Origin of the sequence: Solicola gregarius, from assembly GCF_025790165.1 — a bacterium.
Taxonomy (GTDB): Bacteria; Actinomycetota; Actinomycetes; order Propionibacteriales; family Nocardioidaceae; genus Solicola; species Solicola gregarius.
Window position 1 is genome coordinate 2,207,875 of sequence record NZ_CP094970.1, and the last position, 26,262, is coordinate 2,234,136.

Annotated in this window: 20 protein-coding genes; 9 read left to right on the forward strand and 11 right to left on the reverse strand. The window is 69.6% G+C overall.

The genetic code is table 11. The features are described from left to right. Nucleotides 1–3 precede the first annotated feature (3 nt). The 7 genes from L0C25_RS10980 to nhaA are packed head-to-tail and all read right to left on the reverse strand — an operon-like array spanning nt 4 to nt 10,017. Nucleotides 4–1,218, reverse strand: a complete 1,215-nt coding sequence (locus L0C25_RS10980; protein WP_271636534.1) for an arginine deiminase — start codon at nt 1,216–1,218, stop codon at nt 4–6. After that, nucleotides 1,215–3,230, reverse strand: a complete 2,016-nt coding sequence (locus L0C25_RS10985) for a hypothetical protein (protein ID WP_271636535.1) — start codon at nt 3,228–3,230, stop codon at nt 1,215–1,217. The genes L0C25_RS10980 and L0C25_RS10985 overlap by 4 nt, the downstream gene beginning before the upstream one ends. Beyond that, nucleotides 3,227–4,321 (reverse strand): glycosyltransferase family 4 protein, encoded by a 1,095-nt coding sequence (locus L0C25_RS10990; protein ID WP_271636536.1) that lies wholly within the window; start codon nt 4,319–4,321, stop codon nt 3,227–3,229. Before L0C25_RS10990 ends, L0C25_RS10985 begins: the two co-directional genes overlap by 4 nt. Further along, the gene (murJ, locus tag L0C25_RS10995) at nt 4,305–5,948 is read right to left on the reverse strand and encodes a murein biosynthesis integral membrane protein MurJ (protein ID WP_271636537.1); all 1,644 of its coding nucleotides are present in this window, start codon (nt 5,946–5,948) and stop codon (nt 4,305–4,307) included. The genes L0C25_RS10990 and murJ overlap by 17 nt, the downstream gene beginning before the upstream one ends. Beyond that, complete coding sequence (locus tag L0C25_RS11000) at nt 5,932–8,079, reverse strand: hypothetical protein (RefSeq protein ID WP_271636538.1); 2,148 nt, start codon at nt 8,077–8,079, stop codon at nt 5,932–5,934. Before L0C25_RS11000 ends, murJ begins: the two co-directional genes overlap by 17 nt. 35 nt (nt 8,080–8,114) lie before the next feature. Next, the gene (locus L0C25_RS11005) at nt 8,115–8,723 is read right to left on the reverse strand and encodes a LysE family translocator (protein WP_271636539.1); all 609 of its coding nucleotides are present in this window, start codon (nt 8,721–8,723) and stop codon (nt 8,115–8,117) included. Between the two features lie 55 nt (nt 8,724–8,778). Further along, entirely contained in the window at nt 8,779–10,017 is a 1,239-nt protein-coding gene (gene nhaA, locus L0C25_RS11010; protein ID WP_271636540.1) for a Na+/H+ antiporter NhaA, read from the reverse strand. 172 nt (nt 10,018–10,189) lie between these two features. Between nhaA and L0C25_RS11015 the strand changes: the two genes are divergently transcribed. Continuing rightward, nucleotides 10,190–10,618: a DUF4446 family protein gene (locus tag L0C25_RS11015; RefSeq protein ID WP_271636541.1), complete on the forward strand. Its 429-nt coding sequence runs from the start codon at nt 10,190–10,192 to the stop codon at nt 10,616–10,618. A gap of 12 nt (nt 10,619–10,630) precedes the next feature. Here the strand turns inward: L0C25_RS11015 and L0C25_RS11020 are convergent, their stop codons facing one another. Continuing rightward, nucleotides 10,631–10,783 (reverse strand): hypothetical protein, encoded by a 153-nt coding sequence (locus L0C25_RS11020; protein ID WP_271636542.1) that lies wholly within the window; start codon nt 10,781–10,783, stop codon nt 10,631–10,633. A 284-nt stretch (nt 10,784–11,067) separates the two neighbouring features. Next, complete coding sequence (locus tag L0C25_RS11025; RefSeq protein ID WP_271636543.1) at nt 11,068–12,096, reverse strand: SIS domain-containing protein; 1,029 nt, start codon at nt 12,094–12,096, stop codon at nt 11,068–11,070. Between the two features lie 123 nt (nt 12,097–12,219). Between L0C25_RS11025 and L0C25_RS11030 the strand changes: the two genes are divergently transcribed. Both L0C25_RS11030 and L0C25_RS11035 read left to right on the forward strand, forming a co-directional pair. Then, complete coding sequence (locus tag L0C25_RS11030) at nt 12,220–12,930, forward strand: HAD family hydrolase (protein WP_271636544.1); 711 nt, start codon at nt 12,220–12,222, stop codon at nt 12,928–12,930. Then, on the forward strand, nt 12,927–15,416 hold the full coding sequence (locus L0C25_RS11035) for a glycoside hydrolase family 65 protein (RefSeq protein WP_271636545.1): 2,490 nt from the start codon (nt 12,927–12,929) through the stop codon (nt 15,414–15,416). The genes L0C25_RS11030 and L0C25_RS11035 overlap by 4 nt, the downstream gene beginning before the upstream one ends. 97 nt (nt 15,417–15,513) lie before the next feature. On the opposite strand, the gene L0C25_RS11040 is transcribed toward L0C25_RS11035, so the two are convergent. Together L0C25_RS11040 and L0C25_RS11045 are read right to left on the reverse strand one after the other, a co-directional pair. Then, the gene (locus L0C25_RS11040; RefSeq protein WP_271636546.1) at nt 15,514–16,320 is read right to left on the reverse strand and encodes a MerR family transcriptional regulator; all 807 of its coding nucleotides are present in this window, start codon (nt 16,318–16,320) and stop codon (nt 15,514–15,516) included. 89 nt (nt 16,321–16,409) lie between these two features. Next, on the reverse strand, nt 16,410–17,903 hold the full coding sequence (locus L0C25_RS11045; RefSeq protein ID WP_271636547.1) for a PucR family transcriptional regulator: 1,494 nt from the start codon (nt 17,901–17,903) through the stop codon (nt 16,410–16,412). A 160-nt stretch (nt 17,904–18,063) separates the two neighbouring features. On the opposite strand from L0C25_RS11045, the gene L0C25_RS11050 reads away from it, so the two are divergent. The 6 genes from L0C25_RS11050 to L0C25_RS11075 are packed head-to-tail and all read left to right on the forward strand — an operon-like array spanning nt 18,064 to nt 26,202. Beyond that, nucleotides 18,064–19,548 carry an APC family permease gene (locus L0C25_RS11050; RefSeq protein ID WP_271636548.1) on the forward strand — a complete coding sequence of 495 codons (1,485 nt, stop codon included), beginning with the start codon at nt 18,064–18,066 and terminating at the stop codon, nt 19,546–19,548. 21 nt (nt 19,549–19,569) lie between these two features. Then, nucleotides 19,570–21,009, forward strand: coding sequence for a gamma-aminobutyraldehyde dehydrogenase (locus L0C25_RS11055; protein ID WP_271636549.1), 1,440 nt, complete (start codon nt 19,570–19,572; stop codon nt 21,007–21,009). A 12-nt stretch (nt 21,010–21,021) separates the two neighbouring features. Next, complete coding sequence (gene gabT, locus L0C25_RS11060) at nt 21,022–22,356, forward strand: 4-aminobutyrate--2-oxoglutarate transaminase (protein ID WP_271636550.1); 1,335 nt, start codon at nt 21,022–21,024, stop codon at nt 22,354–22,356. Then, nucleotides 22,353–23,864 (forward strand): aldehyde dehydrogenase family protein, encoded by a 1,512-nt coding sequence (locus L0C25_RS11065; protein ID WP_271636551.1) that lies wholly within the window; start codon nt 22,353–22,355, stop codon nt 23,862–23,864. The genes gabT and L0C25_RS11065 overlap by 4 nt, the downstream gene beginning before the upstream one ends. Beyond that, entirely contained in the window at nt 23,861–25,015 is a 1,155-nt protein-coding gene (locus tag L0C25_RS11070) for a CaiB/BaiF CoA transferase family protein (RefSeq protein WP_271636552.1), read from the forward strand. The genes L0C25_RS11065 and L0C25_RS11070 overlap by 4 nt, the downstream gene beginning before the upstream one ends. Further along, entirely contained in the window at nt 25,012–26,202 is a 1,191-nt protein-coding gene (locus tag L0C25_RS11075) for an acyl-CoA dehydrogenase family protein (protein ID WP_271636553.1), read from the forward strand. The genes L0C25_RS11070 and L0C25_RS11075 overlap by 4 nt, the downstream gene beginning before the upstream one ends. Nucleotides 26,203–26,262 lie beyond the last annotated feature (60 nt).

The window sequence follows — 26,262 nt, forward strand, 5'->3', positions numbered from 1 at the left end:
GGCTCAGCGGGCCTGCGGCAGCGGCCTGCGCACGATCGGGCACGACATGCAGCGCGGGCCACCGCGACCCGAGCCGAGCTCGGAGCCGCTGATCGCGATCACCTCGATGCCGGCCGCCTCGAGCCGCGCGTTCGTCTCGGTGTTGCGCTCGTACGCGACGGCGACGCGTGGGGCGATGGCGAGCGTGTTGTTGCCGTCGTCCCACTGCTCGCGCTCGGCCGTGACCGGATCGAGCCCGGTGTCGATCCGCTCGAACCGGTCGATGCGCATCGCCACGGCGGCGGCATCGAGGAACGGCTTCGCCTGCCCGACGTTCAGCTCGTCGCCGTCGCTCGTGATGGCGTACGCGACGAGGTTGTCGATGTTCGGGTACATCACGACCTTGTCTACGTCGACCATGGTCACGACCGTGTCGAGGTGCATCGTGGCGCGCTCCTGCATGATCGGCACCGCGAGCACCGTCTCGGCGAGGCCGTGCTCGAACAGCTGCCGCGCGAAGCGCTCGACGCCCGCCGGCGTCGTACGCTCCCCGACACCGATCGCGATGACGCCGGGCGCGAGCTGCAGCACGTCGCCGCCCTCGACGTGCTCGAGCGAGCCGCCGTGGATCCTCGGGGTACCGGTGAAGCGCGGATGCTTGTCGTAGATGAGCCCGGTGAGCTGGGTCTCGCGCCACCGTGCAGGCATCGCGAGGCTGGTGATCGCGACCCGATCGCGCAGCCATACCGACGAGTCGCGGGTGAAGAGCAGGTTGGGGAGCGGGTCGATCAGGAAGTCCTCGGGCGCGAGGAGCCCGGTCACGATGCTGTGCTCGAGCCGAACCTCGTCGTTGCGCAGCCCGGCCGTCATCACGGCGGCGAGGTCGTCGGGTGAGCGGTCGTGGAGCGCTTCGACGAGGTACGCGCGAAGCGTCTCTCCGAGGCGCAAGCTGGCCGTGAGCTGCTCGATCGCGATCTGCCGGGCCTCCGGATCACGAAGGGTCTCCACCAGCAGGTCGGTGAGGTACAGCACCTCGGCTCCGCGGCGGCGGAGGGCATCGGCGAAGACGTCGTGCTCGTCCTGTGCCCGGTCGACCCACGGGATGCCGTCGAACAGCAGGGAGTCGTTGTTGCGTGGCGTGAGGCGCTTCAGCTCGGGTCCCGGCCGATGCAGCATCACGACCTCGAGGGAACCGACCTCGGTGTCGGCTCCGAGCGATGGTTCGCGGGTAGCGGTCATTTCCGCACCTTATCCAGCGACGCGACCCACAGAGGTACGGCCACGGCTCCCGCGGCGACGAGCACGGCGATGCCCGAGTCGTTTATCGCGGTGCCGACGAGTGCGACGGTTGCGACGCCGACGTACGTCGCGGCGACGATGGGGCTGTACGAGCGGGCGAGCAGCCTCCCGGGCGCGTCCGATGCGCGGAGGAGCCACCAGCACATCGCCAACAGCACGGGTACGAGAATCGCGACCGGGCTGTGCAGCAGCAGGTTGAGGTTCGCGTCCAGCTTGCGGTCGACGATCTGCCATGCCGTGCCGTCGAGTACCTGACCGACGAACCGGCCGAGGTGCGTCTGCGCCTCCTCGGGGCGTAGATGGTCGAGGATCGCCACCACGCTCACGACGACCACACCGCCGACGAGCGCTGCGGCGACGCCGATCCAGGTCAGCCGGTGACCTGCCGCCACCGCCGTGAGCAGCACGACCGCGGGTACGAGCGCGAGCACCCCGCCGAAGTCGGAACCCACACCGGGTGCCCCGTTGATCGCGACCATCGTGACGCCGCCGACCGCACCGACGACGTAGACCTGTCGGCGGGCCCGCCCGGCCATCAGCGCCGCCATGACGATCATCCCGGCAACGGCGTACACGGCGAACGGCATGTTGCCGAACCCGACGAAGCGTCCGGCAACGATCGGGTTGTACCCGAGGGTCGAGTCGAGCTGCAGCACCGAACCGAACACGACGTCGATCGCGAGCGTGCCGACGGTGACTACCGCAACGGCGACCGGTGGGCCGAATGGCAGCCGACGCCACGGCCCGAACCACGCAACCGCGGCAACGACGGCCGTCGCGCCCGCCACGGCGAGCACGTACGCCGGCCAGTACGGGTCGGCGCGCCACCACGGGACCAGGTTGGCGAGGAACGTACCGACCGGTGCCGACCCGACGGCGACGCCGGCCAGGCGAAGGCCGCTCGTGCCAGGGCCGCGACGAAGCAGGACGACGGCGAAGAGGCAGAACCCCGCGACCAGTACGTCCCACGCCCAGAACGAGGGCGCCGTGATCGACCGATGTGCGTCGGCCTTCGCCGTCGCCTCGCGAAACTCGTCGATCCGGTCGCCCGCGTTCGCCGAGTCGTCGGTCGCTTGCCAGGCCCGCCCGGTCATCGACGTCGGCTGGTCGATGCCGAGTACGTCGAGGACCGTCGGTGCGACGTCGATCAGCTGCACGTACGAGGTGCGGCCGGTGCTGGCCGAGCGAAGGACGCCCGCCTCGTCGCCGGCGCCGACGGCGATCGCCGCGTTCATCGTCGGGGCCGTGCCGGGTGTGTCGGAGACACCGACGATGAGCAGCCGGGTCGCCGAACTGTGCTCGAGCGCGCCGATGAGGGCGCCGACGAGCCGGTCGGCTTCGGCGACCCGGACGGCGCGACGGTCGCCATGTCCGAGCGCGGGCGTCGTCATGAGCGTGAGTGGGCAGGTGCTCCACCGCTTCGCCCAGGTGGCCGGGTCTACGTCACTCGGCATTCCGCGGCGCCGTACGTCGGACTCGCCGGACCCGTCCGAGGCGGCGAGGCGTGCCGCGGTTCCGTACACCGTCGTACATTCGACGGCACGGCCGAGCGCACCGACCTCGGCGCCGAACTTGAAGTCCTCGTTGGCATCTGCGGCCGAGCGGGGATCTGCGGCCGAGGTTCGCTGCTCGTCGCAGGAGCGGTCGATATCGCTGTACATCGCGCGATTGCCGGCGCCGAGCGTCGTCCAACCGTCAAGCGGGCAGGTGAACGAGCCGGCGCCGCGTGCGGTGAGCATTCCGCTCTGACCATGCTCGGTCGCGGCCGCGAGGTGCGGTGTCTCGTCGGTGTCGATGTCGTCCCAGGTCAGACCAGGAACTCCGAGCACGACAACGCGGTCTGCCGGCGGCAGCGGGTGTGTGTCGGCACCGTCCGCGATCCGCACCGCCGCAAGCAGCAGCACGACGACTGCCGCCGCAAGTGCCGCCCACGTCGCGTTCCTACGCGTCACACCGGCTCCCCGAGCAGTCGGGCGTACGTGCCGACGACGTCGGCGACCACCGACTCGTCGGTCGGCAGCCGGGCGGCCGCCTCGTGCGCGGCCTCACGCAGAGTCTCCGCCTGCTCAGGCGAGTCGAGCACAGCGGTGATCGCATCGGCGAGTGCATCTGGGTCTCGAGGCGGCACCAGCAGCCCGGCATCGCCCACCATGTCGGGTACGCCGCCGACCGCCGTGCCGACGAACGGCACGCCCGCACGGAGGCATTCAGACACGACGAGCGGGCTGCCCTCCCACTCGCTCGCAAGCGCCATGACGTCGGCGGCCCGCAACAGGTCCGGTATGTCCGCGCGGTCGCCGAGCAGCCGTACGGGCCCTCCGGTCGCGGCGATCTGCTGCTCGATCGTGGCACGGTCCGGGCCGTCGCCGGCGATCGCGAACAGCGGTGCCGGATCGCGCTCGGCAAGGAGGTGCGCCGCCGCGACGAGGTAGGGATATCCCTTCTGGGCATGGAGCCTGCCGACCGACACGACGAGTGGCCGATCGAGGGCCCCGAGCTCTGCACGTACGGCGTCGGGTGTGGTCGAAGGCTCTGGAAGAGTCGGCGCACTGACCGGCGCGAGGTGCACGTCGCGCCCGCCCAGCTCGCGTACGCGCTCGACGAGGTCACCCGAAACGCACAGGGTCGACGAGGCGCGCCGAGCGACGTACCGCTCGAGTACGGAGTACGCGCGCCGCGCCCGCCCCGACGCGAGTACGGCGTTGTGCCAGGTCACGACGAGCGGAACCGAGCGAGGCGTCGCGACACCGGCGATGGCTCCGGCGCGCAGGCTGTGCGCATGCACGATGTCGTGGGTGCTCGCGAGACGCCGCAACGTGCGGATCGAGGAGGCGTTCGACAGCGACGGTCGACTGCCGATGTCTAACGGCTCGAAGGCGGCGCCAGAACCGGTGAAGCCGAACTGGTCCTCAGTCGGACGCGGGCCGCACACGGTGACGCGCCAGCCTCGGTCCACGAGACCCGCGGCGAGAACCCGCACGTGTCGCCCGGTGCCGCCGGTCGTCGTCGCGATGGAAATGAGCGCTTCAGTTCGTCTCGGCATCGGAGTCCCCCGTCTCGGCGGTGGCGCCGCCCCGCAGTGCGGACACGGCACTGACGATCGGTGCCCGGATCGCGGCAGTCGCGAGTGCGCCGAACACGGCGGCGGCGACGAGTGCGGATGCGAGTCCCTGCACGACGGCAGCCCACGCGTTGCCGCCGTCGATGAGTCTCTCGAACCACCAGCCGACCGCCGCCGCGGCCAGGCCGGCGGTGACAGATACGGCCACGACGCGCGGCGCGCCCGCAAGCGCGTGCGCACCTGCGCGGCGTACGACCGCCCAGAGCAGACCGGCACCGAGGACGGTCATGCCGACGCTGTTGCCGATCGCCAGCGCGAGCACCCGGTCGGACTCCTCGAACGCGGACGCGATCACGACGTCGGCAGCGATCACGGTGAACCAGCCGACGACGCAGGCGATCGCGGTCGACGTCGTCTCGTGGGTGGCGTAGAGCGCTCGCGACAGCAGGGCGAACAGGCCGTACCCGAGCAGGCCCGGCGCGAAGCCGACGATGCCGGCGGTGAGCTCGTCGACGCTGTTCGTGCCGGGTACTCCCTGCACCATCACCCTGGCGAGGGGCCGGGCTGCCGCGATACTTGCGGCGGCCGAACCGCACGCGAGCACGATGATCATGCAGGTCGAAGCGGAGAGCTGCGCGCGGTACGTGGTGCGGTCTCCGCTCGCCCAGCTCTCGGTCAGCCGTGGGAACACCGTCGTTGCGACGGGTACGGCGAGCACCGCCCATGGCAGCAGATAGATCGTCTGTGCCTGTACGAACACCGCCGTCGTCACTGGTGACACGGCGTTGCCGAGCAGCAGCGCGACGACGACCGATGCCTGCTGCGCGACCAGGGCGGCGACGCCCGCGTACGCGAGCGCCCGCACGGATCTCCCCACTCCGGAGGGGAAGCGCAGCGACGGCCGTAGCCGCAGCCTGAGCCGGCCCAGGGGGACGATCAGGCTGAGGCTCAGCGCCACGACGCCGAGCGTGGTGCCGACCGAGAGGATCAGCTGCTGACCAGTCGTCACCGTGTCGAGGTCGGTGCCGCGCGGCGCTGCCACGGCGTACGTGACGTACGCCGCGATCACCACGAGGCTGGACAGCAGCGGCGCAACCGCTGGGCCGCCGAATCGCTTGTGGGCCTGCAGGATGCCGGTCAGCACGACGCCGATCCCATACAGCACGATCTGCGGTGCGAACACCCGCAACATCGAGGCGCCGACGTCGACTCCGGCACCGTCGCGAAGCATGAACCGGGCGATGGGTTCGGCCAGGACGGCGATCGCCAGGGCGAGCGGGGTGAGTACGACGATCGTCCAGGTCAGCAGCGCAGAGGCCGTCCGGTCGACCTGTTCGCGATCGTTCTTCGCCACCGCATGGGCGAGCAGGGGTACGACGAGGCTCGCCAGCGCACCGCCCGCGACGATCTCGTACAGGATGTTCGGAACGGTGTTCACCGTCATGTAGACGCCGTTGAGCTCCGTCTGCCCGACGGTGTGCGCGAAGACCCAGTTGCGTGCGAAGCCGGCGACGCGTGCGAGCACCGTCAGGACGGTGATCAGCGCGGCGGCACCGAGTACGGTGCCGCGCCAGCCGGCCGGCCAGCGTCGCTCAGAGCGCGCGGTCATGCGCCGTCACCTCCTCGACGGATGGCGAGCGGGTCGCGTACCAGGCGCACGTCGCGATCATCGGCGGTGCCACGGTCACGACGGCGAGTCCGGAGACGAGTACGCCCGAGTCGTTGACGAGCGATCCGATGCCGCACGTCACGACAATCGCGATCAACGCCGGTCGAAGCGTCGGCCAGGCGTCGTACAGGCCGGCGAGCTCGGGTACGTGAAGCCGGGCCGGCCGCAGGACAGCGGCGACGCCGATCGCGAACCCGGCGATCTCGAGCCAGCCGACGGGGCCGCTGAAGCTCGCGACCAGCGCATCGATCTTGTTGTCGAGCAGGTCCCACGCCTCCCCATCGCGGACGCGTGCGATGAACGACCCGAAGTGGCTGCGCTCACCCGGCGGTCGTAGGTAGTCGAGGTACGAGACGAGCGCGACGACGAGCGCACCCGAGGCGGCCGCCGCCACGAGCCGACCCCACCCGAGACGTACGCCGGCGAGCAGCAGCACGAGTACGAGGACGCCAGGGACTAGTGACAGCATGCCGCCGAAGTCGGCGCCGAACGTCGGCCAGCCGTCGACGGCTATCGCGACCAGCCCGATGCCGACGGCGGAGAGCAATGCCGCGCGGGGCATAGCCCGTCGCCGAAGCTCCTGCGCGACGACGGCCGCAACGAGCATGGCGCTGACCGCGTACACGACGAACGTGACATTGCCGAACCCGAAGAAGCGGCCGCCGTACACGGGACCTGCCGCGAGCAGGCTGCCGACCTGCAAGGGCGTGCCGATGACGCCGTCGACGGTCAATGCGGCGAACGTGATGCCCGACTGCACCGCGACGAAACGGTACGGGCGGTCCCAGCGCAGGATCAGACAGAGCCCGGTGATGACCGCGGCGATCGCGACGACCACCGTCGCCAGCGTGATCGTCGGGTGGTCGGAGTGCCACCACTGCGCCGCGGTGGCGAGGTACAGCGCGCTGGGGATCGCCGTGGCGAACAGTGCCGCCACGATCCCGATCCGTACGAACGCCGGATGGCGAGCCCATGCCGCGCCGCGCCGCCGCGCGATGAGCGCGATGAGGCTGGCGGCCATGACGGCGAGCGGGACGGCGACGATCCACGCACCGAACACCGGACCGTCGTCGGGGATGACCGTGCTCAGCTCGGCGACGTCCTCGCGGTCGGCAACGGTGTCGGCGATCGACAGGTCGCGCTCGTCGGCGACGGTCATCGTGCGCGCATCGACCTGGTCGGCATCGACACCGGCGGCAGCCAGGATCGTTGCGCCGACATCGCCGATATGGACGTGTCCACTACGGCGGGTCGTCTCCGACGTCAGCCAGGCCGCCTCGCCCGAGCCCACCTCGTACAGCATCGCGACCTGTGGTCGGGTCGGGGCATGTTCGCTGTCGGTGGTGCCGCTGACGATGACGTACGAGCCACCCGGTGCCGCCTCGATCACGTCGGCGACGAGGGCGTCGATGCGGCCGAGCTCCGCCTCGGTGGGGTCTTCGTGGTCGCCGGCGAGGTCGCCCGCGTCGATCGCCGTCACCGGGCAATCCACCTGTGCTCGCCGGCTCCACTCGGTCTGGTACCTCGCCACGCTCCCGTCGGTGCGGGCGAGGGCGACGGCAGCACCCGGCCCGATCGCGGTGGCGCACACCCCGGCGTCGGCCAGCGCCTCGCCGATCGTGCCGGGACGGCCGTACGCGCCGCTCGCGTCCGTCTGCAGGTCGACGTACTTCTGCCAGTCGGCGACGCTGCCGCCGTTCACCTCCGGCATGGCCGGGCAGGATGCCGGCAGCTCACCCTCGAGCTGACCGGGGTTCAGGCTGCTGCGATCGCCGGTCGGCTCGGCGGAGAGCGCCTTGCTGCCCGCGCCGATCGTGAGCCATGCGTCGAGCGAACACGTGACATCACGCGCCGAGCGTACGGACATCGACGCCACCGCGGAGTCGCCCACGAGGCGCCAGAGCGTCGGAGTCGTCTGTGGCGTGAGCTGGTCCCACCGGAGGCTTCCCGCGCCGACGTAGGCGACGGGTGCGGGTGGGAGCACGTCATCGGCCGCCGCGGGCGGTGTGAACGTGCCGAGCGCGATGACGGCCAGGCACGCCGCGATGAGCGCCCGGCCGAGAGTGATCACGCCCCAAGGCTAGGGGAACCGACCCACCTCCCCCGTTACCGCGAGCTGAAGGCAAGCTTCGCGCCGAGGGCGACGAACGAGCCGGCGAAGACCCGCCGCATCCAGGCGAGGACGTTCGGTCGGCTGATCACCTGTTCGCGTACGGCCGCCGCGAACAACCCGTACACGGCGAAGACGACGAACGTCACTGCCATGAACACGACGCTCAGCTCGACCATCTGGAGCAGGCCGTTCGCGTCTCCCGGGCGTACGAGCTGGGGCAGGAACGCGAAGAAGAAGATCGTCAGCTTCGGGTTGAGGACGTTGATCAGGATGCCCGAGGTGATGACCTTCCGGGCCGAGTCGGGCGCCGTCTCGTCGACGGCGAGCGAGCCCTTGTCGCGGAGGGTCCGCCACGCCATGTAGAGCAGGTACGCGACGCCGAGGTACTTGAGGACGCTGAACGCGACGGCGCTGGTGTGGAGCAGAGCCGCAACACCGGTGATCGCGGCGACCATGTGCGGCACGATGCCGAGCGTGCAGCCGACGACGGCCACCAGGCTGGCTCGGGCGCCGCGGGTGAGCCCTGCGGCGAGCGTGTACAGCACACCGGTGCCCGGAGTCGCCGCGATGACCAGTGATGTCAGCAGGAACTCGACGCTCATGCCAATGCAGCGTACCCGCGTCGATCGGCGGTCGGTCACGACCGGTCGCGCAAACCTAGGGCGCGACGGCGCGTCTCGCGCGGAGCCGGATGCGCAGCGTGATGGTGCCGATGATCGCCGCGATCAGTGATGCGGACAGCACGGCGACCTTCGCGTGGTCGGTATGGGGCGAGTGGTGGCCGAACGCGAGCTCGGTGATGAGCAGCGAGACGGTGAAGCCGATCCCCGCGAGCATCGACAGGGCCAGCATGTCCGCCGCGGTGACGCCCTCCTCGAGGTGCATCTTCGTCGTGCGTATGAGGATCGCGACGGTGCCCCAGATTCCGATGATCTTGCCGAGCACGAGTCCGGAGGTGACGCCGATCGCCACGGGGTCGGTGATCAGCTTGCCGACGCCGCCCGCATCGGCGACCGAAACGCCGGCGGAGAAGAACGCGAACACCGGCAGGGCGAGGCACTGCGACAGCGGGCGAAGGGCCCATTCGAAGCGGTGGGTCATCGCGTGGGTCTCGTTGTCGCGCAGCATCGCCGGAACGGTGAAGCCCAGCAGCACACCGGCGACGGTCGCATGCACGCCGGACGCATGCATGAGGCCCCAGCAGACGATGGCGATCGGCGCGAGGACGTACCAGGTGGCGACGCGCTTCTGGACGAGGAAGGCGAACAACGCGAGAGGCACGAGCATGCCCGCGAACGCGAGCAGCGACAGGTCGTCGGTGTAGAAGATCGCGATGATCGTGATGGCGAGCAGGTCGTCGACGACGGCGAGGGTCATCAGGAACGTACGCATCGCTGCGGGTAGCCCACGGCCGACGACGGCCAGGACGGCGAGCGCGAATGCGATGTCGGTCGCGGTCGGGATCGCCCATCCGCGCAGCGCGTCTTCACCCGAGACGAGCACGACGGTGGTGAAGATGATCGCGGGCGCGGTCATGCCGCCGACGGCGGCGATGATCGGCAGCGCCGCCTTGCGTGGATGGCGCAACGAGCCGGTGACGAACTCCGCCTTGAGCTCGACGCCGACCACGAAGAAGAAGATCGCCAGTAGCCCGTCGGCCGCCCACTCGGCGAGCGAGAGATGGAGGTCGAGCGCCTCCGGGCCGACCATGTATCCCTGCACGTCGAAGTAGATCTCCCGCCATGGCGTGTTGGCCCACGCCAGGGCGATCAGTGCTCCGATGATCAGCAGCGTGCCGCCGGTCGTCTCGGCGCGCATCCAGCCGCCGCCGGGACCGTACGCCCCGTAGACGTCATGATCGGGATTCGTCGGATCGGCGTGCTCGGAGGAAGTCATCTTCGCCTCCTGCTAGGGGTCGGGTGAACGAACGCCGACCAGACTTCCCGGCACACCACGGGCCACTCTATCGAACGGCCCCACCCGGCCGACGCGCGTCTGCCGGATGACCGACGGGACCGGTCCGCGCGTTCTCGACGGACAACCCGCGACCCGCGGTTAGGGTGAGCGCGTGCAGTCCGATTCCATCGCGCTCGTCCTCGCGCTGCTCGCGTGCGTGCTCGCCCTGGTCGGCGTGGCGTTGGCCGGCATCGCGTGGCGTGACGCGCGTGCGGTACGACGTCGGCGCGCCGCGTCCGATGCACTCCCGGCCGACGTCGACGTGCTGCGCGACGAGGTACAGGCGCTGCGGCAGGACTCGGCGGAGACGTTTCGGCACATGTCGGCGGTGCGGTACGACGCGTTCGGTGACATGGGCGGACACATGTCGTGGTCGCTCGCCCTGCTCGACGACGGCGGCAACGGCATCGTGATCACCTCGATCCACGGCCGCAGCGACTCGCGTACGTACGTGAAGAACATCGCCGACTGGACATGTGATCAGCAGCTCTCGCCCGAGGAGACCGAGGCGGTCGAGCACGCCAAGGCGGCCCGCGGGTAGCGCGGGGCAGGCTCACTCCTCCTGCTCGACGGCGACCGCGGTCTTCTCGGCACCTTTCGCGTCGAAGGTCACGCTGACCCGTGAGCCATCGGCCGCGTCGAATCGCACAGACCGCGGACGACGGGACGTACGCTCGCTCAGCTCCAGGTCAGGGAGCCAACGCATACGGACCTCGGCGTCGGCTACCGCCTCGAAGGCACGGTCGGCGCTGACTGCGAGGGTCTTGCTCGCGCCGCCGGCGAAGGTGCCGTCGGGTCACGCGCCGGGCTTTCGCAGTCCCCGGTTCTGCTCGTACTCGACGATCAGCTTCTGGGCCCACCAGTCGGTGACGCCTTGGCCCGTGAGCCAGTCGGCGATCTCGCGGTACGCGCGGTCGGGCGCGCCCCATTCGTCGAGCGCCGCGAACCAATCGGCGCCATTCTCGACACGGCGATGGCGTCCAGGTGACCTTATCGCTCGGCGTCGGTACGCGTGACCTTCGAAAGCCCACGCGGTGCGTCGGGGTCGAGCCCGAGCGTACGCGCGAGCGACTCGATCGTGAGCTGGGCGGGAACGATCAGCCCGAGCGGCGCGAGCGCCTCCGGCAGCGCAGGGCCGGGAAGGCAGGCGTCGCAGGCGTCCCGGAACGCAGCGTCGCCGCCGATCCCGAGCACTGCGGCACCGCGCTCGCGGAGATCGCCGGCGAGTGCCGCCATGCCGTCGACGAGCGGCCCGTCACCCGCGGCAACGAGCACTGCGACCACGTCGGGGTCGACGATCGCGATCGGTCCGTGCCGCAGGTCGGCGTACGAGAGCCCGCGCACCGGGCGCAGGCAGGTCTCCTCGAACTTCAGGGCGGTCTCCAGCGCAGTGCCGAGAACGATGCCGCGCCCGGTCACCAGTACGTCGCCCGCGCCGGCCAGGATGTCGACCGCGTGGTCGGTCGCCGTGCCGAGGAGTCGTTCCACCTCGGCGGAAGCTCCCTGCAGCCCGGATCGCAGCGTCGTGTCATCGGGAGCCAGCGCGACGGCGACGACCGCGAGCGCGGCGAGCTGGGTGAGGTACGACTTCGTGGCCGGCACGGCGAGCTCGGGGCCCGCCTGTGTCACGAGCGCGAGGTCGGCCTCGCGTACGAGGCGGCTGTCGGCGACGTTCGCGATCGCGACGGTGGCGCCACCACGCTCGTGTGCCCACGCCTGGGTCGCGACGATCTCCTCGGTCTCACCCGACTGGCTGATCGAAACGACGAGCGTGTCGGACAGGTCACGTTCGCCGACATAGTGCGTCGCGACGCTCGGTGCAGCGAGCGCGGCGGAGAGCCCACATGTCGTCTCGATCAGGTACCGCGCGTACACCGCCGCGTTGTCCGACGATCCGCGCGCAACCAGCAGCACATGCCCGCGTCCGTCGGCGAGCCGGGCGATGTCGTCGCAGCGTGGAAGGAGATTCTCCAACGTACGCGCGAGCGCCTGTGGCTGCTCGGCGATCTCGGCTGACATCCGACTCGTCATCGGCCCGTACCCTTCGCTCGTTTCGTACCCATCGATCCTTTCATCCGCCAACTGTCGAGACGTCGGGACGCCGCTTCCACGATTCGCACCGGGAGGCCCTACGCTTCTCGTGTGAATTGGCAGGAATCCGACGCCGTCCTGTTCGACCTCGACGGCGTGCTCACGCCGACCGCCGACGTGCACATGCACGCGTGGGAGCAGATGTTCACCGACTTCCTGTCAGCGCGGGGCGAGCGACCGTACGAGACCGGCGACTACTTCGCGTACATCGACGGCAAGCCGCGCTACGACGGTGTGCGCTCGTTCCTGCAGTCGCGCTCCATCGACCTTCCCGAGGGCGAGCCGAGCGACGCCGTCGACCGCGAGACGGTTTGTGGGCTCGGCAACCGCAAGGACGAGCTGTTCTCCGTGATCCTCGCCGAGGAGGGCGTCGAGCCGTACCCGGGCTCCGTTCGCTACCTCGACGAGCTCGCCGAGCGACGTACGAAGGTCGCCGTCGTGTCGAGCTCGCGCAACGCACCGGCAGTCCTCGCGGCGGCCGGCATCGCCGACCGGTTCGAGGTCGTCGTCGACGGCAGGGTGGCCGCGGAGCAGCACCTGCATGGCAAACCGTCGCCCGAGACCTTCCAGTTCGCCGCTCGACAGCTCGGCAGCGACAGCGCGCACTCCGTCGTGGTGGAGGACGCGCTGTCCGGAGTCGCGGCCGGTAAGGACGGAGCATTCGGACTCGTCATCGGCGTCGACCGCGGTGCGGGCGCCGACGCGCTACGCGACGCCGGAGCCGATATCGTCGTCAGTGATCTCGGAGAGTTGATTCAGTGAACATCGGGGCTTCGCACACGCCGCCGCCCGTCGGCGATCCACTCGACCGGAACAGGTTTCCGGTCGACCAGTGGCGCCTGCGCGAGACCGTGTTCAACGCGGACGACCTGGGGCCGACCGAGACGATCTTCTCGGTGGGCAACGGCTATCTCGGCATGCGCGGCAACGTGCCCGAGGGTCGCGAGAGCCACATGCACGGCACCTTCGTCAACGGCTTCCACGAGACGTGGCCGATCCATCACGCCGAGGAGGCGTTCGGCTTCGCGAAGGTCGGGCAGACGATCGTCAACGTGCCGGACGCCAAGGTGATCAGGCTCTACGTCGACGACGAGCCGCTGCTGCTCCCGGTCGCCGACCTGATCGACTACGAGCGGACGCTCGACTTCGCGACCGGTGTGCTCGGCCGCGATCTCGTCTGGCGTACGCCCGGGGGCAAGCGGGTCAGCGTACGTTCGCGCCGGATGGTCTCGATGACGCAGCGCCACCTGGCCGTGATGACGTTCGAGGTGACGCTGCTCGACGACGCGGCGCCGGTCGTGATCTCGTCGCAGATCCTCAACCGGCAGGACGGCGAGGACGAATACCACGTACGCGCCGCCGCGATGGGCGAGGGCATGGACCCCCGACGCGCGTCGCGGTTCAACGGTCGCGTGCTGCAGCCGCAGTTCCGGGAGGCCGACGGCGGCCAGATGGTCCTCGGCTATCGGTGCACGAACTCGGGGATGACCCTCGCGTGCGGTGCGCACCACATCGTCGAGACCGAGAACGCGCACCAGGTGCGTACGTACGCCGAAGACGACATGGCGAAGACGACCGTTCGGGTCCAGGCCAAGCCGGGCGTACCCATCGCGCTGACCAAGGTCGTGACGTACCACACGTCCCGCGGGGTTCCGGTGCGCGAGCTCGTCGACCGCTGCCGCCGCACGATCGATCGCACCGTCGACGAGGGCATCGCCAAGCAGTTCGACGACCAGCGGTCGTGGTTCGACGCGTACTGGCAGCGCACGGACGTCGAGGTCGGCGGCCAGCCCGAGGTGCAGCAGGCGCTGCGCTGGAACCTCTTCCAGCTCGCGCAGGCATCGGCTCGGGCGGAGGGCGCGGGTGTTCCCGCGAAGGGAGTGACCGGCTCCGGGTACGGCGGGCACTACTTCTGGGACACCGAGGTGTACGTGATGCCGTTCCTCACGTACACCTCGCCGCGGCTCGCCCGAAACGCATTGCGGTTCCGCTACCAGATGCTCGACGCCGCGCGGAGGCGCGCCGGTGACCTGACCCAACGCGGTGCGTTGTTCCCGTGGCGCACGATCAACGGCGAAGAGGCGTCCGCGTACTACGCGGCCGGCACCGCGCAGTACCACATCGACGCTGACATCTCGTACGCGTTGAGCAAGTACGTCGCGGCGACCGGTGACGACGACTTCCTGATGCGCGAGGCGATCGACATCCTGGTCGAGACGGCGCGACTGTGGACCGACCTCGGCTTCTGGCGTACGAACGGCGACGGCACGTTCCACATCCACGGCGTCACCGGCCCCGACGAGTACACCGCGGTGGTCAACGACAACCTGTTCACCAACGTGATGGCGCGTTTCAACCTGCGCCGTGCGGCGGCCGCGGTCGAGCGGCTACGTGATACCTGGCCGGAGGCGTACCGACGGATGGTGGCGCGGCTCGACTTCGACGAGTCCGAGGTGGGCGAGTGGCGCAGAGCCGCCGAGGCGATGGCGATTCCGTACGACGAGCGGCTCGGCATCCACCCGCAGGACTTTCACTTCCTCGACCGTGAGGTGTGGGACCTCTCCAACACGCCGCCGGAGAACCGCCCGCTGCTGCTGCACTATCACCCGCTGGTCATCTACCGGTTCCAGGTGCTCAAGCAGGCCGACGTCGTGCTCGCGTTGTTCCTGCAGGGCAACCAGTTCACGCCCGAGCAGAAGCGCGCCGACTTCGAGTACTACGACCCGATCACGACGGGCGACTCGACCCTCTCGGCCGTCGTGCAGTCGATCATCGCGGCCGAGGTGGGTTACCACGACCTGGCGTTGCGGTACTTCAACATGGCGCTGTTCGTCGACCTCGTCGACGTGCACGGCAATACGACCGACGGTGTGCACGTCGCGTCGACCGGCGGCGTATGGAGTGCGCTTGCGTTCGGCTTCGGCGGTCTACGCGACTACGACGGCAAGATGACGATCGACCCGCGGCTCCCCGAGTCGTGGGAGTCGCTCACGTACCGGATCACGCTGCTGGGTACGCGCGTGCGCGTCGACGTCCGGCAGGAGGAGGTCGAGCTGACCGTCGAGGACGGTTCGTCGGCTTCGCTCTCGGTGCGGGGCAAGCAGGTGATCGTCAACGCGGGTGAGCCGATGGTCGTACCGCTCGCCGACCAGGGTCCGCGAATGTCCGGTGGGCCTGGCTCGTCGCCGCAGGTCGGCGTCCGCCGCGCGGACGGTACGTACATCACGGCATCCGTCCCGCACGCCTGACCGGCCTTGGCACGCTTACCATGTTTACATGGTAAACGTGCACTGTGCACGGCGGATTCACCATGCACAGCGCACCATTACCGTGCAAGGTGCGCGGTCAGCGCGCCGCGTCGACGGGTTGTTGCAGTTCGGTCACCCAGCCCGACTGGTCGTCGGGAGGCGTCGCACGTACGTAGAGCTCGCGGAACGGCCCGTTCGGGGTGAGGCCACGCGCCAGAATCTCGGCGTGGATCGCCTGCCAGCTCTGTGCGATCCGGTCCATCGTGCCGAGGTGGACGCCACACGCGGCCCGTTCGACCGCTGGCAGCTCGACGATCTCGATGCCTGGCCGGGGTTCGCCGTCATACTCATAGCCGACCACGATGCGAAGGCCGTCCTCACCCACGTCGTACTGGGCGATCGGTGTCTCGAGGCTGCCGCACTCCGATCCGATGACGCCGGCGATCCGGTCGAACAACGGGCCGACGACGCCGGCAACCTCGGGTTGCTCGGACACGACGGCGGTGCCGCCGGCGAGCCGGACGGCGGGCAGGGACTTCTCGACGATTTCCACGGACATGGGTGACTCCTGTTCGATGAGACGGAGCCGCCGCTCGACATCGACCAGTCGAGCGGACGCGATCGCGTGTTCGCGCTCCACCTCGGCTCGCCGTACTCGGAGCATCGCCGACAGCCGCTCGGTATCGACTCCGTCGGCCAGGAACACGCCGATGTCGTCGAGGTTGAGGCCGAGCTGTCGTAGGGCGACGATCCGGTGCAGGCGATCGAGCTGGGACGGGTCGTACGACCGGTATCCCGTGAACTCGTCGACGTACGCGGGGTCGAGCAGGCCGGCGCGGTCCCAGTGCCGCAGCATGCGGTGGGTCACCTGGCCGATCTGCGCGAAGGCTCCGATGGACAACATGTCACCGTTCTCCCGTCTGCCACGGTGTCAGGGTCAAGCCTCCGCTACCAGCCCCGCCGGACACCTCGGCGGCAGTCCCGGCGATGCCGTCACCGCGTCAGCAGCGCGAGGAGCAACACAACCCGGTTCTCGGCGACGTCCATGCTGAGGCCGGTGATCTCCTCGACCCGAGCCATCCGGTTGCGAAGCGTGTGCCGGTGTACGCCGAGCAGGCGCGACGCGGTCTCCCACGATCCGTTCGTACGCAGGAACACCTCCAGCGACTCGACCAGCCGTGGGTGATCGCGCAGTCGAGCCATCGGCGCCGCGGCAAGCGCGGTGACGCGGCCGCGTACCTCGTCGTCGGCGAGGACGCCGGCGAGCGTCATGGAATCGTGCCGACCGACGCGCGTGTGGCTCCACCGCGCCGACTCTGCCGCGTACCGTGCCGCCGACACGCCTTCGTAGACGGCGTCCTGGCGCAGGGCCGGGCTCACGCCGACCGTCGCGTCGCGGGCGCCGGCCGCCGACAGGTGCGTCGCAAGATGCTCGGCCGCGCCGTCGGCGTCGGCGGAGCGCACCGCGATGACCAGCGTCGCATCGGACAGCGCCGACGCGACGTACGGGATGCGAAGTAGATCGAGGCTCGCTGCCGCAGCGTCGGCCTGCTCATCGTTCAGCCCGGTGCACGCAAGGAGTACGACGTCGTCGTCGTGCTCGAACCCGAATGCCCGCAGATGCTCGGCGCCCCGCTCGGCGCCCGCGGGATCGAGCAGGAGGTCGAGGACGCTCGCACCCACCCGGCGCCGTTGCGCGAGCAGCTCCGCCGGGCGGTCGAGCAGCAGGGTGAGCACCGAGGCGGCCTGGTTCAGCAGCACCCGATCGGTCGGCGACATGGCTGCCGTCACGTCGATCGCGAGCCATCCGCGTGGGTCGGCCCGCCCGCCGAGCGACTGGATCTCGGTCGAGCGGTCGTCGTCGGCCAACCGCAGAGACGTACGCGCACCGCCCGGATGACGGTCGAGCTCACGCCGCACCCGGTCGGCGAGGTCAGGTCTGCACCGTTCCGACTCGACGGCGTGCCGATGCTCGTCGAGCAGGAGTACGCCGCCTCCCAGCTCGTCGGCCAGCCCGCGTACGACCCCTCGCGCACCATCATGCAACGCTGCCGAGGTGAGCCGGCGCTGGAACTCGACGGTCCGCTCCATCGACTCGTACTGCAGCTCCGCGATGCGACGCGCGATCGCCTGTGTCACCGCGACGAACGGCGTCGGCAGCGGCACGTCGACCAGTGGTACGCCGAGGTCCGCGCAGGCCCGCTGCAACGCGTCCGGGACCGTCTCGAATCGGACCCCGGTGCCGAACGCCAGGGCGGCAACGCCCGCCTCCGAGAGCCGGCGTACGTATGCCGCCTGTTCGGCACGCGCTCGAGGCAGTCGGAGCCCGACGGTGAGCACCAGCTCGCCGCCCGCGAGCCACGGTGACGGGTCGGGCAGCTCGATGGAGTGGACCCAGTCGATGACGACGCCCGCCGGGTCAGTGTCGGTGACGAGCCGCAGGTCGAGCTCGTCGCGCGCCAGCAGCCAGTCCAGCGTGAGCGGCATCGCGAACCTCCTTCGACCTGACCGTGCGCTGGCCATTCTGGCCCAGATCGAACGTACACATTCGACATTTCGGCAATGACGCCGGTGGGATGTGCGGCCCTAGCCTCAGCGGGAACATGTGGCACCAGTCACAGGCCACACCGTCCCCCTAGGAGTCTCCGTGACGACCTCCCCGACCAACACCACACCCGATGACGACGACGCCCATCTTGCGTCCCTTGGTTACGAGTCCGACTTCAAACGCGAGATGAGTCTGTGGGGGAACTTCTCGCTCGGCTTCACGTACCTCTCTCCCGTCGTCGGCATCTACTCGCTGTTCGCGTTCGCGCTCGCCACCGGCGGCCCGCCGATGATCTGGGCGGTCGTGATCGCCGGCATCGGCCAGCTGCTCGTCGCCCTCGTCTTCGGCGAGGTCGTCGCCCAGTTCCCCGTCTCGGGTGGCGTCTATCCGTGGGCCCGGCGCCTCTGGGGCCGTAAGTGGGCCTGGATGACGGGCTGGATCTACATGCTCGCCCTGGTCATCACGATTGCCAGCGTCACGTACGGTGCGGGGCCGTTCGTCGCGATGCTGCTCGGGATCGACCCGTCGGTGAATGTGACGATCGCCTGCGCGATCGGCCTGATCGCCATCGTCACCGTGCTCAATCTCGGCGGCACCAGCGTGCTCGCCAAGGTGGCGTTCTTCGGCTTCGCCGCCGAGCTGGCCGGTGCGGTCGTGGTCGGTGGGTGGCTGCTGCTGACCGAGCGCCATCACGGGCTCGGCGTGCTGTTCGACTCGTTCGGCGCCGCGGGCGGCGACTCGTACTTGCCGGCCTTCCTGGCGTCGGCGCTGATCGGTCTCTATCTGTACTACGGCTTCGAGGCCTGCGGCGATGTCGCCGAGGAGGTCAAGAACCCGGGTATCCAGATCCCGAAGGCCATGCGGATGACGATCTACATCGGCGGCGCCGCATCGCTGTTCATCACGCTCGCGCTCATTCTTGCCGTCCCCGACTTCGGTGCCGTCATCGCCGGCGAGGATGCCGATCCGGTCACGACCGTGTTCCGAGACGCCTTCGGCTCGGTGGGCTTCAAGATCGTCGTGGTGGTCGTTCTCGTCTCGTTCGTCTCCTGTGCGCTGAGTCTGCAGGCCGCCGCCAGCCGGCTGATCTACTCGTACTCGCGGGACGACATGATGCCGGGAAGCCAGCTGCTGAAGAGGTTCTCGCAGGCTCGGCACGTGCCGCCGTACGCACTGCTGCTCGCCGCGGCCGTGCCTGCCGTGATCATCATCGGCTCGAAGGTGTCCGAGGACGCACTCACCAAGATCATCTCGTTCGCCTCGCTCGGCATCTACCTCGGCTTCATGATGGTGGTGCTCGCGGCGCTGCGTGCGCGGCTCATGGGCTGGCAGCCATCGGGCAAGTTCACCCTCGGCCGCTGGGGTCTCGCGATCAACATCGCGGCGCTGACCTACCAGGTGCTCGCCGCGGTCAACATGGCGTGGCCGCGTACGCCCGATGTCGCTTGGTACGACAACTACATCGTGCTGCTGTCGGCGGCGATCGTCGTCGGCGTCGGCCTCGTGTACATGCTGGTCGCGAAGCCTTACGACCGTAAGGACTCCCCGCACGGGGACGCGATCCACAACAACTCCCACCGCTGAGATCCAGGAAACGGAGAACCCATGACTGTCACCCTGCAAAACTTCGTCGACGGCGCGTATGTAGACCCGCGAGACGATGCGCGTACCGAGCTGGTCGACCCGACGACCGGTGAGGCGTACGGCCATGCGCCGCTGTCCGGCCAGGCCGACGTCGACCTCGCGTACGAGTCGGCGGCCAAGGCATTCGAGACCTGGGGGCGTACGACCCCCGCTCAGCGCCAGGAGGCGCTGCTCAAGATCGCGGACGCGTACGAGGCACGCATCGACGAGCTGATCGCGGCCGAGAGCAAGAACACCGGCAAGCTGGTGCCGTTGCTGAAGTCCGAGGAAGTGCCGATGTTCCTCGACCAGCTGCGGTTCTTCGCCGGGGCTGCTCGGGTGCTCGAGGGGCGGGCGAGCGCGGAGTACATGGAGGGCCACACGTCGTGGATCCGCCGCGAGCCCGTCGGCGTCGTCGGCCAGGTGGCGCCGTGGAACTACCCGATGCTGATGGCGCTCTGGAAGATCGCGCCGGCGCTCGCGGCCGGCAACTCGATCGTGCTCAAGCCGAGCGACACGACGCCGCATACCGCGCTGCTGATGGCCGAGATCGCGTCGGAGTTCCTGCCGACGGGTACTTTCAACGTCGTCTGTGGTGATCGCTCGACCGGCAATCTGGTGGTCAGCCACAAGACGGCTGCGATGGTCTCGATCACTGGCTCGGTCGGCGCGGGCATGCAGGTCGCGAAGGCGGCCGCCGATGACCTGAAGCGGGTTCATCTCGAACTCGGCGGCAAGGCACCGGTCGTCGTGTTCGACGACGCCGACATCGCGGCCGCCGCCGAGGGCATCGCCGTCGCGGCGTACTTCAACGCCGGGCAGGACTGCACCGCGGCCACCCGCGTACTCGTCGCGCCGGAGATCCATGACTCGTTCGTCGAAGCGCTGGCGGAGCAGGCCCGGGGTGCTGCGACGTCGTACGAGAACGGCTCGGACGACGAGGACGCCCTGGTGCCGCCGCTGAACAACGTCAACCAGTTCGACCGGGTGCTCGGGTTCCTGTCCCGCGTACCCGACCACGCGAGAGTCGAGGCCGGCGGCAAGCGACAGGGCGATCGTGGCTTCTACGTCGAGCCGACCGTCGTGTCGGGCCTCGAGCAGGAGGACGAGCTGATCCAGAACGAGATCTTCGGTCCGGTCATCACCGTGCAGACGTTCCAGCACGAGGACGAGGCCGTACAGAAGGCGAACGGCGTCCCGTACGCGCTCGCGTCGTCGGTGTGGACCAAGGACTTCGGCCGGGCCATGCGGATGTCGAACCGGCTCGACTTCGGCTGCGTGTGGATCAACACGCACATTCCGCTCGTCGCGGAGATGCCGCACGGCGGGTTCAAGCACTCGGGGTACGGCAAGGACCTGTCGATGTACGGGCTCGAGGACTACACCCGGATCAAGCACGTGATGGCGAACGTCGAGCTCTGAGGAGACCCAACCATGGCACAGCCGACACAGCGGCGGCTCGTACAGACGCCGATCCCGGGGCCGCGGTCGGCCAAGATGCAGGCCGACCGCGACGGCGCGGTTGCGCGCGGGTTCGGCACCGTGCTGCCGATATTCGTCGACCATGCGAGCGGCGGCATCATCGTCGACGTCGACGGCAACCAGCTGATCGACTTCGCGGCCGGTATCGCCGTCACCAGCGTCGGCGCGTCGCATCCGGACGTCGTCCGCCGGGTCACGGAGCAGGCCGAGCGGTTCACCCACACCTGCTTCATGGTCACCGAGTACGAAGGCTTCGTCGATGTGGCGAAGGCGCTCAACCGGCTGACACCCGGCGACCACGAGAAGCGCACCGCGCTCTACACGACCGGTGCCGAGGCGGTCGAGAACGCCGTCAAGATCGCGCGATCGGCGACCGGCCGCAACGCGGTCGTCGTCCTCGACCACGCGTACCACGGTCGGACGCTGATGACGATGACCATGACGGCGAAGAACGTGCCGTACAAGGAGGGTTTCGGCCCGTTCGCGCCCGAGGTCTATCGCGCACCGATGGCGTACGCGTACCGCTGGCCCGGCGACCCGGACCGTTGTGCGGAGGAGGCGTTGGCGAGGCTGGCGGAGCTCGTCGAGTCGCAGATCGGCGCGCACAACGTCGCCGCGATCGTCGCCGAGCCGATCCAGGGCGAGGGCGGTTTCGTCGTACCCGCCGAGGGATTCCTACCCGGTGTGCAGGAGTTCGCACGCAAGCACGGCATCGTGTTCGTTGCCGACGAGGTGCAAACGGGCTTCGGGCGGACGGGCGACCTGTTCGCATCCGAGCACGAAGGGCTCGTACCCGACATCGTGTGCACCGCCAAGGCGCTCGCCGGCGGCATGCCGCTGTCGGCGGTCACCGGGCGTGCCGAGCTGATGGACGCGGTCGACCCCGGCGGGCTCGGTGGTACGTACGCGGGCAACCCGGTCGCATGCGCCGCGGCGCTCGGCGCGATCGAGGCCATCGAGCGCGACGGCTTGGTCGAGAAGGCGCAGCAGATCGAAGCGGTTGCATTGCCTCGCCTGCAGGCGTTGGCCGCTGACGTACCTGCGGTCGGCGAGGCGCGTGGCCGCGGTGCGATGCTCGCGATCGAGTTCATCGAGCCGGGTACGAAGGATCCGGCGCCCGAGCTCGCGAAGCAGGTCGCGGCACACTGCCACGCCGAGGGCGTACTCGTGCTGGTGTGCGGCACGTTCGGCAATGTGATCCGGCTGCTCCCGCCGCTCGTGATCGAGCCGGAGCTTCTCGACGACGGGTTGACCGTGCTCGAGCAGGGCGTACGTGAGCTCGCATGACCGTTGAGGTGAGCCGCGACCCGCGTACCGGCTCGGCCAACGGCGAGGTCGCGACGACCGAGACAGCGGAGGTGCCCGTCGTCGTCGCGGTGGCGGCCGAGGCGGCGCCGACGCTTGCGCGTACCTCGCCGGCCGAACGCAGGGCGTGGTCGTACGCGGTCGCCGACGCGTTGGAGAACGCGTCGGGCGAGCTGGTCGATGTGGCCGACGCGGAGACCGGGCTCGGCGAGACCCGGCTGGCCGGGGAGGTCGCTCGGGTGGCCGGCCAGCTGCGCTTCTACGCCGACGTCGCCGTCGAGGGCTCCTACCTCGGCGTGACGATCGACCGCGCGACTGATACGAGCCCCTCCCTCGCGCGGGTACGCGTGCCGCTCGGTCCCGTCGCGGTGTTCGGCGCGAGCAACTTCCCGTTCGCGTTCGGCCTGCTGGGCAACGACACCGCGTCCGCGTTGGCAGCGGGATGCCCGGTGGTCGCGAAGGGGCATCCGGCACATCCGCGCGTCTCAGCGCGGCTCGCCGCGATCGCCACCGCGGCGCTCGCCGAGGCGGGCGCACCCGATGGCACGTTCGCGATGGTCTCGGGTTTCGACGCCGGCGTCGCGCTCGTACGCGAGCCACGTACAGCCGCAGTCGCGTTCACCGGCTCCCAACGCGGGGGACTCGCGCTGTGGCGCGCGGCCGCCGAGCGCGAGGTGGTCATCCCGGTGTTCGCGGAGATGGGCACCGTCAACCCGGCCGTCGTCACCGCCGCCGCAACCGCGCGACTGGCCGAGATCGCCAGCGGGTTCGTGGGATCGTTCACGCTCGGTACCGGGCAGTTCTGCACCAAGCCGGGGCTCCTGCTCGTACCCGCCGGGTACGGCGCCGCGCGGGTCGTCGGTGATGCGCTCGAGGCGTCGGCGTCGGCGTCGGCGCCGGCAGGCTGGTCGTTGACCGAGCAGATCGCGACATCGGCCGCGGCCGGCGTCGCCGAGCTGACCGAAGCCGGGGCGGGCATCGTCGCGCAGGTCGCCGGACCCGACGCGGGATGGTCGGTCGCCTCGACCGTGTTGTCGGTGCCGATCGACGCGCTCCGCGCCGGTAGCCGGCTGCTCGAGGAGTGCTTCGGTCCGGTCGCGCTCGTCGCCGAGTACGACGGTGACGAGGACCTCACGCGTACGCTCCACGAACTGCAGGGCTCGCTCGCGGCGTCGGTGATGAGCGGCGGCGCCGACGACTCCGATGTGCCACGACTGCTCACCATGCTCGCCGCCAAGGTCGGCCGCGTCGCCGTCGACGACTGGCCGACCGGCGTCGCGTACACCTGGGCGCAGCATCACGGCGGCCCGTGGCCGTCGACCTCGGTGCCGAGCGCCACGTCGGTCGGTGCAGCGGCCTTGGATCGCTTCGTCCGGCCGGTCGCGTACCAGAGCGTGCCGGACCACGCGCTGCCCACGGCCTTGCAGGGCGCGAATCCGTGGCGCCTGCCGCGACGGGTCGACGGGGTGCCTGAGAGCGTAGAGGGATGACGGAGACAACACCGCTCTCCGGCGTCGTCGTCGCGGACTTCAGCCGGGTTCTCGCCGGGCCGCTCGCCACCACGACCCTCGCCGACCTCGGCGCCGATGTGATCAAGGTCGAGCGCAAGGGGGTCGGCGACGACACCCGGCGCTGGGGGCCGCCCTGGACGGAGACGTCCAGCTCGTACTTCGAGAGCGCCAACCGCGGCAAACGCAGCATCGAGCTCGACCTCGCCGACCCCGACGACCGCGAGCTCGCGTACGACCTGGTGCGGCGAGCCGATGTGTTGGTCGAGAACTTCCGTACCGGTTCGCTCGACCGGCTCGGCCTCGGGTACGACGACGCGGCAAGGCTCAATCCGAGCCTCGTGTACTGCTCGATCACCGGGTTCGGCAGCGGGGCGGGCGCCGACCTTTCGGGGTACGACTTCGTCGTCCAGGCGCTCGGCGGCCTGATGAGCATCACCGGGGATGCCGATGGAGAGCCGACGAAGGTCGGTGTCGCGCTGGTCGACGTACTCACGGGCAAGGACGCCGTGATCGGCATCCTCGCGGCCCTCGCAGAGCGGGAGCGCAGCGGCCTCGGCCAGCGGGTCGAGGTGAACCTGCTGTCGAGCCTGCTCGGCTCGCTGGCGAACCAGGCGTCGGCCTACCTCGCCACCGGTGAGGCTCCCGGCCGGATGGGCAATCGCCATCCGTCGATCGCACCGTACGAGACGCTGCACTGCCGCGACGGGATTCTCGCGGTGGCGTGCGGCAACGACGGCCAGTTCCGCCGGCTCGCAAAGGCGCTGGGTATCGATGCGCTGGCCGACGACGAGCGCTTCGCCACGAACCCCGCGCGGGTGGCCAACCGGACGGCGATGGTGGAGGCGCTCGAGTCGGTGCTGCGTACCGGCGACACCGCGCACTGGCAAGCCGTCCTGAACGACGCGGACATCCCGGTGGGTGAGGTCGGCGACATCGGGTCCGCGATCGAACGAGCGCGTGAACTGGGCCTCGACCCCACCGTCGAGGTCGGCCCCGATCATCCGCCACAGGTGCGGCACGCGCCCACCTACTCGCGGAGTACGGTTGGTATACCAACGCCTCCGCCCACGCTCGGGCAGCACAACGACGAGGTCCGCCGGTTCCTGGCGGCCGGAACGAGGAGCACATGAGCACTGCAAGCACCCCGCCCGCGTTCGACCCGCTCGACCCCGCCGGCGTCGATGCCCTGCTCACTGCCGATGAGTTGGCGGTGCGCTCGTCCGTACGCCAGTTGTGTGACGACCAGATCGACCCGTACGTCGCGGAGTGGTTCGAGGCGGGCGAGCTGCCCGACGTACGCGGGCTGGCGAAGGAGTTCGGTGCACTCGGCCTGCTCGGGATGCACCTCGAGGGCTACGGCTGCGCCGGCATGAGCGCGACCGAGTACGGCATCGCGTGTCTCGAGCTGGAGGCGTCCGACTCGGGCATCCGCTCGATGGTGTCAGTGCAGGGATCCCTTGCCATGTACGCGATCTGGCGTTGGGGCAGCGAGGAGCAGAAGCAGGCCTGGCTGCCAGGGATGGCCGCGGGCGACCTGATCGGCTGCTTCGGGCTCACCGAGCCCGACCACGGGTCCGACCCCGGCAACATGCGCACGCGGGCGCGGCGCGACGGTGACGACTGGATCCTCGACGGTCGCAAGATGTGGATCACCAACGGATCGGTCGCCGACGTCGCCGTCGTGTGGGCGCAGACCGACGACAAGATCCGCGGTTTCGTGGTGCCGACGGATACGCCGGGCTTCTCGGCGCCGGTGATCAAGCACAAGATGTCGCTGCGGGCATCGGTGACCAGCGAGCTGGTGCTCGACGGCGTACGCCTGCCGGCCGATGCCGTGCTGCCGGAGGTTTCGGGGCTGAAGGGCCCACTGTCCTGCCTGAACGAGGCGCGCTACGGCATCGTGTGGGGTGCGATGGGTGCGGCGCGCTCGTCGATCCAGGCCGCCCTGTCGTACGCGGGTGAGCGCGAGCAGTTCGGCAAGCCGATCGCCGGGTTCCAGCTCACCCAGGAGAAGCTGGCCAACATGGCGCTGGAGTACTCCAAGGGCGTACTCCTCGCACTGCACCTCGGTCGCGCGAAGGACGACGGCCGGCTGCGGCCCGAGCACGTCAGCCTCGGCAAGCTGAACAACGTCCGTGAGGCGATCGAGATCTGCCGCACCGCGCGTACCATCCTCGGCGCCAACGGCATCTCGCTGGAGTACCCCGTGATCCGGCACGCCAACAACCTCGAGTCGGTGCTCACGTACGAAGGCACGGTCGAGATGCACACGCTCGTCGTCGGCCAGGCGATGACGGGGCTCGCTGCGTTCCGCTGACCGCGGTATACCGGGTAGTGGCGTGGTTTACCACGGGCCCATGGGAAACCGCGCCGCTAG